12 protein-coding genes are annotated in these 13,779 nt (G+C 51.2%); 10 read left to right on the top strand and 2 right to left on the bottom strand.

Going from position 1 to position 13,779, the window contains the following annotated elements; genetic code table 11:
- Positions 1-12: 12 nt before the first annotated feature.
- Positions 13-738 (bottom strand): DNA/RNA nuclease SfsA, encoded by a 726-nt coding sequence (gene sfsA / locus SPL68_RS04960; protein ID WP_323813967.1) that lies wholly within the window; start codon positions 736-738, stop codon positions 13-15.
- A 253-nt stretch (positions 739-991) separates the two neighbouring features.
- Here sfsA and dksA point away from each other — a divergent pair, with 253 nt between their 5' ends.
- The 10 genes from dksA to pelA all read left to right on the top strand — a co-directional run bounded on the left by dksA (position 992) and on the right by pelA (position 12,958).
- The gene (gene dksA / locus SPL68_RS04955) at positions 992-1,435 is read left to right on the top strand and encodes an RNA polymerase-binding protein DksA (RefSeq protein WP_323813966.1); all 444 of its coding nucleotides are present in this window, start codon (positions 992-994) and stop codon (positions 1,433-1,435) included.
- Positions 1,436-1,458: 23 nt separating this feature from the next.
- Positions 1,459-2,436, top strand: coding sequence for a tRNA glutamyl-Q(34) synthetase GluQRS (gene gluQRS / locus SPL68_RS04950; RefSeq protein ID WP_323813965.1), 978 nt, complete (start codon positions 1,459-1,461; stop codon positions 2,434-2,436).
- A gap of 39 nt (positions 2,437-2,475) precedes the next feature.
- Positions 2,476-2,658 carry a hypothetical protein gene (locus SPL68_RS04945; protein ID WP_323813964.1) on the top strand — a complete coding sequence of 61 codons (183 nt, stop codon included), beginning with the start codon at positions 2,476-2,478 and terminating at the stop codon, positions 2,656-2,658.
- Between the two features lie 38 nt (positions 2,659-2,696).
- On the top strand, positions 2,697-5,666 hold the full coding sequence (locus tag SPL68_RS04940; protein ID WP_323813963.1) for an ATP-binding protein: 2,970 nt from the start codon (positions 2,697-2,699) through the stop codon (positions 5,664-5,666).
- A gap of 85 nt (positions 5,667-5,751) precedes the next feature.
- The gene (locus tag SPL68_RS04935) at positions 5,752-7,170 is read left to right on the top strand and encodes a sigma-54-dependent transcriptional regulator (protein WP_323813962.1); all 1,419 of its coding nucleotides are present in this window, start codon (positions 5,752-5,754) and stop codon (positions 7,168-7,170) included.
- Between the two features lie 919 nt (positions 7,171-8,089).
- Positions 8,090-9,475, top strand: coding sequence for a polynucleotide adenylyltransferase PcnB (pcnB, locus tag SPL68_RS04930; protein ID WP_323813961.1), 1,386 nt, complete (start codon positions 8,090-8,092; stop codon positions 9,473-9,475).
- 3 nt (positions 9,476-9,478) lie between these two features.
- A complete protein-coding gene (folK, locus tag SPL68_RS04925; RefSeq protein ID WP_323813960.1) occupies positions 9,479-9,964 on the top strand; it encodes a 2-amino-4-hydroxy-6-hydroxymethyldihydropteridine diphosphokinase in 486 nt (161 codons plus the stop codon).
- Between the two features lie 22 nt (positions 9,965-9,986).
- On the top strand, positions 9,987-10,670 hold the full coding sequence (locus SPL68_RS04920) for a deoxynucleoside kinase (protein WP_323813959.1): 684 nt from the start codon (positions 9,987-9,989) through the stop codon (positions 10,668-10,670).
- A 36-nt stretch (positions 10,671-10,706) separates the two neighbouring features.
- Positions 10,707-11,546, top strand: coding sequence for a 3-methyl-2-oxobutanoate hydroxymethyltransferase (gene panB / locus SPL68_RS04915; RefSeq protein ID WP_323813958.1), 840 nt, complete (start codon positions 10,707-10,709; stop codon positions 11,544-11,546).
- 185 nt (positions 11,547-11,731) lie between these two features.
- Positions 11,732-12,958, top strand: coding sequence for a pectate lyase (gene pelA / locus SPL68_RS04910; RefSeq protein ID WP_323813957.1), 1,227 nt, complete (start codon positions 11,732-11,734; stop codon positions 12,956-12,958).
- A gap of 74 nt (positions 12,959-13,032) precedes the next feature.
- Here pelA and SPL68_RS04905 read toward each other — a convergent pair whose 3' ends face one another.
- Positions 13,033-13,542: a nuclear transport factor 2 family protein gene (locus SPL68_RS04905; RefSeq protein ID WP_323813956.1), complete on the bottom strand. Its 510-nt coding sequence runs from the start codon at positions 13,540-13,542 to the stop codon at positions 13,033-13,035.
- Positions 13,543-13,779: the final 237 nt, after the last annotated feature.

Here is a 13,779-nt window from a genome sequence, read left to right as displayed (position 1 = left end):
CCTTACACCAAATCACAACAACACAGGCACAGACCGATCCAGCACAATTCGCTCTTGCTCAGGCGCGATAGTCGCAGCATAGGCCAGCAGTTCAACTCCAGCGGCCTGCGCTGCACACAAAGTTTCGGCATAAACCTTATCGATATGGGCTGCTGCGCGCACAGTTTTTATCCCCGTGTGCTGCACACAAAATAGCAACACTGATCTATGCCCTTGGGCGCGCATCGCCATCAACTCACGCAGATGTTTGCTGCCGCGCACACTTACCGCATCGGGGAAAAAACCTTCGCCTACTGCTTCCATCCCTTCTGTTTCCAATAGAGTCACGTTTTTTACTTCGACATAACACAGGCGCGCATCACTCGAGTTATCGCTCAATAAAAAATCGATGCGCGATTTTTCCTGCCCGTAAACCTGCTCGCGCTTGAGCGATTGATAGCCCTGCAATTCAGCGATCACGCCTGTGCGTATCGCCTGCTCAACCAATTCATTGGCGCGCGCAGTATTGATGCCGGCAAGATGATTGCCCGGTGTAGTAACCAGCTCCAGCGTCTGCGGGTATTTGCGTGTTTTGCTATCACTGACGGAATACCAGCAGGGGCTATCGGGCACCAGACAATTGCGCATCGAACCGGTATTGGGGCAATGGATAGTCAGCTCGGTGCCGTCGGGCAGGCGAATATCGGCCAAAAAACGTTTGTAGCGTTTAAGCAAAATAGCGGGATAAAACTGGGGCATAGTTAGTCAACACGGCAAGATAAAAGCAAAATCGCGGGCAAATTGAAGCACAAACGCGCCATTTTAGGGCTATAGTTTTTGTTTGGAATGGGCGGGCGATGCCATAAGAAGGATATAAACCCATCTGCCACGCGGCGCGCGAAAAAACGCTAGCACTCACATTTGTTATCTGATAGCTTGCTCCCCCTTCTAAATCTGCCCGCCCATTTGGGCAGGGTAATTGCCGATCCAGGAAGTCTTGCGAGGCGCTACTATGGCGAAAAAATCACCCTCTACTGAAACCTTTGCACTGCGCCCTTTTACTCCTTATGAGGAGAAAAAAGGTGAAGAGTACATGAGCGACAACCAGAAGCTGCACTTTAGACAATTGCTGCTCAACTGGCGCTCAGAGCTAATGGAAGAAGTAGACCGCACCGTATCTCACATGAAGGACGAAGCGGCGAACTTCCCCGACCCCGCTGACCGCGCCAGTCAGGAAGAAGAATTCAGCCTTGAACTGCGCACCCGCGACCGCGAGCGCAAACTGATCAAGAAAATCGACAGCACCTTGGAGCTGATCGAAAATGACGATTACGGCTACTGCGATGCCTGCGGTGTAGAAATCGGTATTCGTCGCCTTGAAGCGCGCCCAACCGCTACCCTCTGCGTAGATTGCAAAACCCTCGCAGAAATCAAAGAAAAACAAATCGGCGGCTAATGCCGATTTGATCGGGGCGAGCATTGCTCGCCTCTATCACCATGTCCTCCCCAGCATCACAGCTCACCCCCAAACGCATTCCCCAAACATTCAAGACTGAAAACTCAGGCTATGTCGGCCGCTTTGCGCCCTCACCTTCAGGCCCTCTACACTTTGGCTCGCTGGTTAGCGCGCTTGCCAGTTATCTGGATGCCAAAGCCCAGCGCGGACACTGGCTGGTACGTATGGAAGACCTTGACCCGCCGCGCGAACAACCCGGCGCAGCCAGCAGTATTTTGCAATGTCTTGATGAGCACGGTTTGCATTGGGATGGGGAGGTTATCTACCAAAGCCAGCGTCATGACGCCTATCAAGATTGCCTCGACGCACTTGTTCAGGCCGAATTTGCCTACCCCTGCGGCTGTTCGCGGCAGGATCTAACGGCAATGGGTGGTATCTACAACGGTCACTGCCGCACTCATCAGCCCGCACTCGAAACAACATCCTCCATACGCTTAAAGCTTTATGACTTACCCGGTCGCATCAGTTCCGAGCTAATCGAATTCGAGGATATATTTCAGGGGCTGCAACACCAAAATCTGCGCAGCCAAGCGGGCGATCAAATTCTTAAGCGGCGCGACGGTTTGTTTGCCTATCAGCTTGCGGTAGTGGTGGATGACATCGCCCAAGGCATTACCCATATCATCCGCGGCAGCGATCTGCTTGATGTGACAGGCCGACAATTATTCTTTTTCGATTTACTCGGCGCGCCTCTGCCCCAATTTGGCCATGTACCCTTGGCGATGCAGACCAACGGGCAAAAACTCAGTAAACAAAATCACGCTAAAGCCATAGACAATCAATGCGCCAGCAGGAACCTGTGGCATGGGCTAAGGTTTTTAGGGCAAAATCCCCCCTCTGTCTTGGCGGACGCGCCAGTTGCCGAATTATTGGACTGGGCTTTGCATCATTGGCAACGCCACGAGGTACAAGGCTTGGGCCATCTGTACCAAGAAGAATAAAAACCTGAACCCGTCGCTCCGGCGCAAGGGAACCGATTTATGAACAATCAACGCTTGGTCATTTTGCTGCTCTTAGTGGCATACATTTTCTCACCCAGCCTGTTTAACTGGATTATCAACCCCGAAGGTGCCTGGTATCGCCCCTATATTGCGTGGGTGGCGGTGATTGTGATCGCCTTTGTGATGCAAATTCGCCGCAAGAATTACCACGAGTTTGATTAGCTCTCCATTTTAGATTTCCCATAAAGAATTAAAACAAAATGACATTTGATCTCAGCCAGGTAGCACTCATCGGCATCAGCTATTTACTGCTGCTATTTGGCATTGCCTGGATTACTGAACGCGGCTGGATTCCCGAAGCTGTCACATCACACCCCATCACCTATATTTTGTCGCTCGGCATTTTTGCCAGTGCCTGGGCGTTTTACGGGGTAGTCGACCTCGCCTTCCAATACGGTTATGGCGCACTCGCCTATTATTTAGGCACAGGCGCGCTCTTCCTGTTTGCGCCGGTCGCACTGGCGCCACTGGCCGAATTGGCGCGGCGCCATCAGGTGCATTCACTCGCGGACTTGCTGGTGTTTCGCTACCACAGCCACAGCGTGGGCGCGCTTACCACCCTCTGTATGCTGTGCGGGATTTTGCCGCTAATGGCGCTGCAAATTCAGGCGATTGCCGACACCATGCACATCCTTACTGTGAGCAGTAATCCCTCGCTGCCACTAGCCGGAACCGGATTGACCTTTAAGGATGTGATGGCACTCTGCTACTGCGCCATTCTCGCGTTTTTCACCATTTCATTTGGCGCCAACCGCGAACAGCATCGCGGCCTGATCACCGCCATGGCATTTGAATCGCTGGTGAAAGTCTGCGCTCTCTGTGCAATCGGTCTGGTTGCCGTTTTTGGAGTGTTCGATGGTTTGGATGGACTGGATCAGTGGCTGCTCGACCACCCGGAAAACCTCGCGCTGCTACACAACCCCATCCACTCGGATTCCGCCCACACGCTGCTGCTGATCTTTGTGGCCACCGCCGTCACCATGCCGCACATATTCCACTTGGGATTGGCAGAAAATCCGCTGATGCGCAACTCACACACAGTCACTTGGGCGTTCCCACTATTCCTGCTGCTGATCGCCCTGCCGATCTTCCCCATCCTCTGGGCAGGCACCGAACTCAGCGTCCCTCTGCCGCCCCAGTACTACACGCTGGGTGTACCCATCCTGTTTAACTCACCGGGTTTGACGCTGCTGGCGTTTATCGGAGGGTTATCAGCAGCGACTGGCGCGATGGTAGTGATCTCCCTTGCGCTATCGACCATGGTGATGAACCACTGGCTGCTGCCCAGCCTGAAACTGCGCACGCGCACCGATCTCTATAGCCAACTGCTGTGGCTGCGCCGGGTGTTGATCGCCGCGATCTTCATGGGCGCCTACCTGCTTTACTGGATTCTGGACAGCCGCTTTAGCCTTGCCGATTTGGCCATGATCGCCTTTATCGAAACCCTGCAATTCCTGCCCGGCACCTTTGCCATCGTATTTTGGACGAAAGGTAATCGACGCGGAATTATTGCCGGTCTCGCCATAGGCACCAGCGTTTGGGCGCTGGGATTATTCGTTCCCATCCTGACCGACCTGCGCTTTATTCAGGTGCCACTGCTCGACTGGGCAATTCCTATCGGTATCGATTACTGGAGTGAAGTGGCACTTATTTCACTGACGCTCAACACTGTGTGCTTTGTCGTCATCTCCATACTCACCCGCCAAACCGAAGACGAGCAATACAGCGCCGACCTCTGCGCGGCCGATGAAATCAGCCACCCGGTGCGCCAAGCGCTGGATGTTCACTCCGCCTCGGAATTCAAACATCGCCTCTCCAAACCGCTCGGCAAAGTCACCGCCAGCCGCGAGGTGGATATTGCCCTGAAAGAACTGAATTTAAGTATCGACGAACGCCGCCCCTACGCACTGCGCCGTTTGCGCGACCAGATTGAAGGCAACCTCTCAAGCCTGATGGGGATCCACGTCGCCAGCGAAATTATGGATAAATGCATCCCTCACGCCGCCGCCGAAGCGCAATCAACTGTCGATATCAACCTGATCGAAAACCGCCTTGAGGAATACCGCAATCACCTGACCGGTATGGCGGCAGAGCTGAACACCCTGCGCCTCTATCATCGCAAAACATTGGAAGAACTGCCGATGGCGGTCTGCTCGCTCGGGCGCGATATGGAAGTGCTCATGTGGAACCGCGCTATGTCCGAGCTGACCCAAACTCCGGGCGAGGATGTTACCGGTTCCCACTTGGAAGACATCCCTGAACCTTGGTGCAGCCTGTTGATCGACTTCAGCCAAAGCAAAGAGCCGCATTTTTATCGCCGTGAAATCGAGCTAAACAATCGCCCACACTGGATCAGCCTGCACAAAGCCAACATTGAAGGGCCGATCACTGCCGGTGTATACGATCAGGTAATGCTGCTGGAAGATGTAACTGAAACCCAATTGCTCGAACAGGAACTAGTCCACTCCGAGCGATTGGCATCTGTTGGCCGCCTCGCTGCAGGTGTTGCCCATGAGATTGGCAATCCGATCACTGGCATTGCCTGCCTTGCACAAAACCTGAAATACGACTCCAATGACCCGGAGGAGGTACTGGAAACTGCGGAGCAGATTCTCAGCCAGACCGACCGTGTCGGCCGTATCGTGCAATCGCTGGTGAGTTTCTCCCACGCCGGTCACGCCAGCAAAACCGAGTTTGAGGCGGTATCGATTCGCGATTGCGCCACCGAGGCAATCAATCTGCTCTCACTGCAAAAAGAGAAAACCCAGGTTCTGTTCTGCAACGACATCCCTAAAACCGCAATAGTTGCGGGTGATGCCCAGCGCATCATTCAGGTTTTTATAAATCTTTTATCTAACGCGCGGGATGCCAGCCCTGAGCAAGGGCGTGTTATGCTTGAAAGTAACGAAGATGAGGATTCGGTAACAGTTACTGTTACCGATGAGGGGCATGGTATCCCTCCTGAACTGATTGAGCGGATTCTCGAACCCTTCTTCACCACCAAAGAACCCGGTGAAGGTACAGGTTTGGGCTTGGCGATGGTGTACAGCATCATCGAAGATCACAGCGGCCATATGGATATCATCAGTCCGGCCGACACTGCCCTCAATCGCGGCGCGCGCTTTGTTATCACCCTGCCGCGCCACCTCGACGATTTCATGGATGTATAAGCCAGAAAAGTGAGAAAAACCAGCGACTTGCAAATCAACTCTGCAAGTTATTGACCGAAACACTTAACGCAAGACCCGGATAGCTATGAGTAAGATTCTGATTGTTGAAGACGAAACCATCATCCGTAATGCCCTGCGCAAGCTGCTTGAGCGCAACCAATACGAGGTCAGTGAGGCCCCGTCGGTAAAAGAGGCAACGTCGAAATTCCAATTGAAAGACTTCGATCTGATCGTCAGTGACCTGCGCCTGCCCGGCGCTCCCGGCACCGATCTGATCAAACTGGCAGGTGATACGCCAGTACTCATCATGACCAGCTACGCCAGCTTGCGCTCAGCGGTCGACTCCATGCGCATGGGCGCGGTGGACTACATCGCCAAACCCTTCGACCACGATGAGATGGTCAACGCGGTCAAACGTGTAATCGGCAAAGCCAAAGCCGCCAATAAAGTTGCCACCAACTCAAATGCAGCCAGCAGTGCAATCGCCGGCATGATTGGCGCCAGCGATGTTATGCAAGACCTGTACAACCGTATCCACAAGGTCGCCCCAACCAATGCAACCGTTCTGGTTCACGGTGAAACCGGGACCGGTAAAGAGCTGGTTGCGCGCGCACTGCATGAAGAAAGCAACCGCAACAACCATTTGATGATCTCGGTGAACTGCGCAGCGATTCCCGACACCCTGATCGAATCTGAACTCTTCGGCTACGAAAAAGGTGCCTTCACCGGCGCAGCCACCAATCGCGAAGGCTTGGTTGCAGCTGCCGACGGCGGCACCCTGTTCCTCGATGAAATCGGCGAATTGCCATTGGAAGCCCAAGCGCGCCTGTTGCGTGTGCTGCAAGAAGGCGAAGTTCGCCCCTTGGGCTCGGTTGAATCACGTAAGGTTGATGTACGCTTGGTTGCAGCAACCCACCGCGACCTACGCAAGCTCTCTAAAGAAGGCAAATTCCGTGAAGACTTGTACTTCCGCATCAACGTAGTTCAGCTGGAACTACCACCGCTGCGCGAGCGCGGGCGCGACATCATTAATATCGCCGAGTCCCTGCTACAACGCTATTGCTCACAATTTGGCAAACCCCAACTCAAGCTGTCCTCATCGGCGATGGACGCCATCATGAGCTACAACTGGCCGGGCAACGTGCGCGAGCTGGAAAACGCCATGCAGCGCGCCGTCATCCTGTGCGAAGACAGCACCGAAATTGGCGATCACCTGCTCTCTATCGACACCGACCAGCACGACGATTTAGATGACAACACCGGTAGCTCCGTACTGGAACCAGCGCGCTTGGCAAATCGCTCAGGCGGAGGCAGCTCAGCAGCATCAGAAGACTTGTCACTGGAAGACTACTTCCAGCGCTTTGTGCTAGAACATCAAGACAGCATGAGCGAAACTGAACTGGCACGGAAACTGGGTGTGAGCCGCAAGTGCCTGTGGGAGCGCCGTCAACGCCTTGGCATACCACGCACAAAATCATCATCAACATTGAGTAGCGTCAAATAACTTACCGACAAATTTAGCGCCAAATTCAATCCCCAGTCGCCTAACCGCACTGGGGATTTTTGTTTGCAGTGACAGTTTTTTAGATAAATGCGCCAGACATGTAAATAATCGCGCCAAAGCGTTACCCCCAACCACGAGAGTGTTACCGCACAAAAGCTGTTACCGCATTTGTCAGACGTAACAAACAAGTGACAATTCTGTAACCTATCGAAATAACAAAAAGTAATAAAAGCGCAACCAAAAACCATAACATATTGTTTTGATTGGACTTTTCATTTCTGGCACAACAACTGCTTTTAGACGGCCATAACAAAAACAAACAATATGAATTAAATGTGAATATCTAATAACAACAACAAATAATAAAAAGCGTTACGAACTTAAAAATAACAACAATAGATAATAAGAAAATGAAACAAATGAATAACAACAAGAAACAATAAGAAACGGAAAAACAAAAACATAACAACAAGAAATAATAACAACAGAAATTGAATAATAATAACGAAAACAATAACTTAAATAGAAAGTAAAATTAGAAAGAAAGATACACGCTAGAAGACAAGAGCAATAAGACAATAAAATAAAGCGGATGACAGACTAGGCACGGGATGGGATAGCACGCGAGATTGGATATGGGCACGGAAGCACCCCATTGAATGCCGATTAAAGCACCTCGGTGCACCCTCCTACGGGAAAGCTATGCTTTCCCGTTTTGCTTTCTTCTCTCTCCATATTTGGCTTCCCACAAAAACTACTCATTCTTGAAGTAAAAAAATGCGCCAAGCTGGATGGGCCACATCAACGCCCAGCCTAGGTCGAAAGCAGCCTGAACGGCAGCAATGTCGTAAAAAACCTTAAGCATCTGCTAAACTCGCCGCTCTTGTGCAACTGACTGCCTAAACACCAGCGAGACAACATGCTCAAACGCTTGCTAAACCTATTCTCTTCCGGCGCGAAGGATGCCAATAAGGCGCCTGCTACCCGCAATAGCGATGGCGCCACCTTGATCCCACGCGACCAGCACAATATCTCCCGCAAAAATATCAGCCCCGCGGCGATCAGAATTATCAAACAACTGGAAGAAGCCGGCTTTTCTGCCTATTTGGTCGGCGGCGGTGTGCGCGATTTGCTGCTCGGCAATCGCCCCAAAGATTTTGATGTCGCCACCAACGCCAAACCAGAAGAAGTTAAACGCATCTTCCGCGGCGCACGCATTGTCGGCCGCCGCTTCCAGATAGTTCACGTGCGTATGGGGCGCGAGGTGATTGAGGTCACTACCTTCCGCGGCCATCACGAAGAATCATCCTCCAGCAGTCGCAGCGAAGACGGCATGTTACTGCGCGATAATGTCTACGGCACACTCGAAACCGATGCCATGCGCCGCGACTTCACCGTCAATGCGCTCTATTACACACTCAAGGATTTCTCAGTCGTCGACTACTGTAACGGCATGAGTGATCTGCAAAACCGCACCCTGCGCATCATTGGCGATCCGGCAACCCGCTATAAAGAAGACCCGGTACGCATACTGCGCGCACTGCGTTTCGCCGCCAAACTTGGCTTTACGCTAGAAGCCAACACAGCAAAACCTATCCGTGAACTGAGCGGATTACTTCTCAACGTATCCGATGCCCGTCTGTTTGAAGAAGTGCTGAAATTGTTCTTGGGCGGCTCAGCTACAGCTACCTTTAACTTGATGCGTGAATACGATGTACTGGCACAGCTTTTCCCAGGTACCGACAAAGCCCTCAAAGCTGGCGATGAAATCGGCGCAAGTCTCATCGAACAATGCATGATCAACACCGATAAACGCATCCGCAGTGATAAAACCGTTACCCCTGCGTTTATCTACGCAGCTCTGCTCTGGCCTGCCTTGCAGGAGCAATTTAAAAAACTGAGCGGACAAATGACGCCAGCCCAAGCCTGGGCACAAGCGGCACAAAACGTGGTTAACCAACAGTTGACGCGCACCGCTATTCCCAAGCGCTTTTTGATCCCCATGCGCGAAATTTGGGATTTGCAGCAGCGCCTGCCGAGCCGTTTGGGGATGCGCGCCCTGCGCACACTCGATCATCCACGCTTCCGCGCCGCTTACGACTTCCTGTTGATGCGCGAAGCAGCGGGCGAAGCGCTTGATGGCTTGGGTGTATGGTGGACTAACTACCAGACCGCCAACGACGAAGAGCGCGAGCAGATGGTGAAAGCACTTGGGCGCCAAGGTAGTAATAAATCGGCCAGCAAGCCGCGCCGCCGTCGCCCGCGCAAACCCAAAACCGATACAGCACCCAGCGGAAACGAGTAATCCATGGCGCTGGTCTACATAGGTTTGGGGAGCAATCTGGAAGACCCGCTGGCACAAGTCATGCGTGCGTTTGGTGAGCTTGCGGAAATTCCTGAAACACAGTTACTGGCGCGCTCATCTATTTACTCAAGCCTGCCCGTCGGCCCGGAACAGCCGGACTATATAAACGCCGTCGCTCTACTCGATACCCAGCTCGCGCCCTTGGCATTGTTGGATGCGCTGCAGGCGATAGAACAGGCGCATCAGCGTGTGCGCATTCAGCATTGGGGCCCACGCACGCTGGATTTGGATTTACTGCTCTACGGCGATGACGTCATCGATCTGGAGCGTTTGAAAGTACCCCACCCTTATCTCACCCAGCGTAGTTTTGTGCTTTATCCCCTTGCGGATATCACCCCTGATTTGCACCTACCCGACGGCACCCCACTCGCCGATTTGCTCAGTCACTGCCCCGCAGACGGACTGGTACGCATGCCATCGGTTGCTTAACCATAGGCATCAAGGAGTTGTTGTGAACCCTGTATTTGAAGAACTCGGACTGGACTTAACCAACGCGCAGCTGCCGCGCTACATCGCGGTGGAAGGTTGTATCGGCGTCGGCAAGACCACGCTCGCGCGCAATATCGCGCAATTATTCAATTACGACATGCTGCTGGAACAGCCGGAAGAGAATCCATTTTTGGAGCGTTTTTATCGCGATCCAAAATCCACCGCCCTGCCCACCCAGCTGTTTTTCTTATTCCAGCGTGCCAACCAGCTGCAAAGTCTGCGGCAGGACGATATTTTCGAGCCAGTGCGCGTGGCGGATTTTTTGATCGAGAAAGACCAGCTGTTTGCCAAGGTTACACTCGACGACGATGAACTGAATATTTATCGTCAGGTCTATGACAAGCTGGTCATCAACGCACCACGCCCGGATCTGGTGATTTATTTGCAAGCGCCGCTCGATGTGTTGCTCGACCGCATCCGCCAGCGCGGCATAAGCGCCGAGCAATATATCAACGCGGATTATTTAAAAGCGCTCAACGACACCTATACTGAATTTTTCCACTTTTACGACGGCGCGCCCCTGCTCATCGTAAATGCCAAGGATTTGAATCTGGCGCAAAATCGCGATCACTTTAAGCAGTTGGTTGAGTACATTCTCACCATCAAAAGTGGCCGTCACTATTACAACCCCGTACCAGCGCTCTAGTAGATACGGTTTTTATTTTTTGCAGCGAGAATTGCCATGCCCTACGGAAACATCAACAGCACCTCAACGGCGACTACCGCACTCACTAAAAATGTCACCATCAACACACTGCAAAAATTAAAAAGCAGCGGTGAAAAATTTGTAGTTATTTCACTGTACGACGCCCATATGGCGGCGATGGCTCAACGCTGCGGTGTAGAGGTAGTATTGATTGGCGACTCACTGGGCATGACCGTACTGGGCTACGACAGCACCATTCCCGTCACCATGGAACAGATGATTTATCACGTTGAAGCAGTTGCACGCGGCAATAAAAAATCGCTGATTGTTGGCGACCTGCCGTTTATGACCTATGCCACACCCGATGAAGCTATGCGCAATTGCACACGCATCATGCAAGCCGGTGCGCAGATGGTAAAACTCGAAGGCGGCGCTTGGCTGGCGGATACAGTTCGTATGCTCTCTGAGCGCGGAGTACCTGTGTGTGCACACCTGGGTTTAACGCCACAGTCCGTCAACAAATTTGGCGGATTCCGCGTGCAAGGGCGCGATCAGGCCGGCGCTGAAAAAATTCTTGCCGATGCCAAACTGCTCGCTGAAGCAGGTGCAGACTTGATGGTGCTGGAATGTGTACCTGCCGCACTTGCTGCACAGATTACCCGCGAAATTGCCATCCCCGTGATTGGCATAGGTGCAGGCCGCGATGTGGATGCGCAAGTATTAGTAATCAACGATATTCTTGGGCTCACCGAACAGCCGCCAAAGTTTTCCAAAAACTTTTTGTTGGAATCCAATGACATCCCTAGCGCGGTACAAAAATATGTTGCGGACGTAAAAGCAGGCGTATTCCCTGGGGATGAAAATATTTTTCTGTAAGACACTTACGCAAAAAAATTACGTAAAAAATCGCGCAAAAAAACCATAAGCGGGGCAGGATACCCTGCAATCAAAACTAAAAAAATTGGCAAAAAATTCGGTAAACCATTGCACTGCAAATTGCACAACAACTTGCATAATCAATAGCACAACAACAAATCAACTACGATTAAAAGGCATGTGTCATGTTTACCAAAACCACTATTACTATTGCACTGCTAGGCAGCTGCTATCTGGCTCCTGTTTTAGCAGCACAAGCCAATCAACAAACTACCCAGCAATCCACTGAACAATCAGCCTCAGCAACAAGTATTAGCGATGAAGCCGCGTGGAAAAACTATTACGCCACATCGAAAAAAGTGCACCAAGCCGATCAGGATTTTCTCGCTGCCGAGCTGAAAAAAATCGGTCAGAAAAAGCCCACGCTGCCTGAACACACCAAAGACTTTGGTTTTGATGTTAAAAAAGTAAATGCCGATTGGTTTAACAGCGCTGAAGGCAAGCGAGTGATGGATATTATCCTCTCCTTCCAAACGCCTTCTGGCGGCTGGTCAAAACGCACCGACATGGCCAAAGCACCGCGCAAAGCCGGTCAGGCTTTTGGTGTTGAGAAAGGCTATATCCCCACCTTTGATAACGGCGCAACCAGCACCCAACTTATGCTGCTTGCCCAAGCTCACCAAGTAACTGGCGACAAACGCTACAGCGATGCCTTTGGACGCGGCCTGCAATTAATTCTGACGGCGCAATATCCGAATGGCGGCTGGCCACAAAATTTCCCGCTGACTGGCGGTTATCATGACCACATCACTTACAACGATAAGTTGATGCATGATTTGATGGTTATTTTGTACAAAACATCACAAGCCAAAAATGAATTTTCTTTTATCACTCCTGAACAACAAGCGGCAGCAACTGCAAGCCTTGCCCGCGCGCTCGACTGTGTACTGAAGTCGCAAGTGGTGGTCAATGGCAAACTGACAATTTGGGGCGCGCAGCACGATGTTAAAACCTTGCAGCCAACCAAGGCGCGTGCGTTTGAAATGGCGTCACTCACTACTGCAGAAAGTTCTTACATGGTCAACTTCATGATGAATCTGAAGAACCCCAGTAACGATGTTGTTCAATCAGTACATGCGGCCATTGCTTGGTACGAGCAAAATAAAATCGTCGGAAAAAGTTGGACGCGTGGCGATGGCGCATTAAAAGACGATAAAAATGCGAAGCCACTCTGGGCGCGTTTTTATGAGATAGGCACCAATAAAGCTGTCTTCGGTGACCGCGATGACACTGTGTATTACGACTTGGCGAAGGTTTCAGAAGAACGCCGTTCAGGCTATGCCTGGTACGTTACCGATCCGGAAAAAGTTTTGAAAAAATACGCGGACTGGGTCAAAAAGCACCCTAAATAACACTCAAGCCATTTTCAATCCCTGCAAAGCAAATTGCGCAGGGATTGAAAATTATCAACATAAAAACAGATTTACTATTTATTAGATTCGCTCGACCAGACTTTCATTGTCTGCACCGCCAGCAATTTGCACTCACCCTGTTGCTCCACATAAGTCCGCATAAATTGATAGCGCGATGTGCGCAGCGTTTTACCATCGGGATTTAATTTATCCACGCTGCTCAACCCCTCCAGCACCACCGTATTACCCAGCCGATGAAAACTTACATCATGCGAGCGACGCGCATGCGCCTGCTCTTCCGGTTTTTTTACTCGCTCCAATAATTGCACTTTGGTTTCTTTTGCACTCGCGAGGTTGTGCACCCATAAAAATTCTGGCGCGAGCAATTTATCTATAAAAATCGCATCGCCAGTTTGCAAGGCTTTTTCGTACTGGTCATCCAGCGCGACCAGATTTTTTCCATCCAAACAACTCTCTGCTTGCACTGCAACACTCAATACCGATGCGCAACAAGCAATCATAAAAACACTTTTTTTCATCGCGCTCTTTTTCATAAGACTATTTTTCATAACACGCTTTTTCATAACAAGTTTTCATCGCAAAAAATTTAAACGCATCAACTTAAAAGCACCATAAATAAAAAAAGCCGACACCACAAGATGCCGGCCAAGACCATACTAGATTACAAATAAAGGGGAGTTCCAAACTGGGCTTTGAGAAAAACCCGTCGATAACCGTACCACCTTCCTAATTCGATAAGCCAACCAAACCAACGCCATTGAACTCACAGGAAGAAACTATCATCGACAATTTGAGTATTG

The organism is Cellvibrio chitinivorans (genome assembly GCF_035117775.1).
GTDB classification, from domain to species: Bacteria; Pseudomonadota; Gammaproteobacteria; order Pseudomonadales; family Cellvibrionaceae; genus Cellvibrio; species Cellvibrio chitinivorans.
The sequence above is the reverse complement of the archived record's forward strand: the minus strand, read 5'-3'. Positions and strand labels throughout refer to the sequence as shown.

Coding starts and splice junctions, on each gene's coding strand:
- sfsA (WP_323813967.1), bottom strand. CDS start 738: ATGCCCCAGTTTTATCCCGCTATTTTGCTTAAACGCTACAAACGTTTT.
- dksA (WP_323813966.1), top strand. CDS start 992: ATGGCGAAAAAATCACCCTCTACTGAAACCTTTGCACTGCGCCCTTTT.
- SPL68_RS04945 (WP_323813964.1), top strand. CDS start 2,476: ATGAACAATCAACGCTTGGTCATTTTGCTGCTCTTAGTGGCATACATT.
- SPL68_RS04940 (WP_323813963.1), top strand. CDS start 2,697: ATGACATTTGATCTCAGCCAGGTAGCACTCATCGGCATCAGCTATTTA.
- SPL68_RS04935 (WP_323813962.1), top strand. CDS start 5,752: ATGAGTAAGATTCTGATTGTTGAAGACGAAACCATCATCCGTAATGCC.
- pcnB (WP_323813961.1), top strand. CDS start 8,090: ATGCTCAAACGCTTGCTAAACCTATTCTCTTCCGGCGCGAAGGATGCC.
- folK (WP_323813960.1), top strand. CDS start 9,479: ATGGCGCTGGTCTACATAGGTTTGGGGAGCAATCTGGAAGACCCGCTG.
- panB (WP_323813958.1), top strand. CDS start 10,707: ATGCCCTACGGAAACATCAACAGCACCTCAACGGCGACTACCGCACTC.
- pelA (WP_323813957.1), top strand. CDS start 11,732: ATGTTTACCAAAACCACTATTACTATTGCACTGCTAGGCAGCTGCTAT.
- SPL68_RS04905 (WP_323813956.1), bottom strand. CDS start 13,542: ATGAAAAAGCGTGTTATGAAAAATAGTCTTATGAAAAAGAGCGCGATG.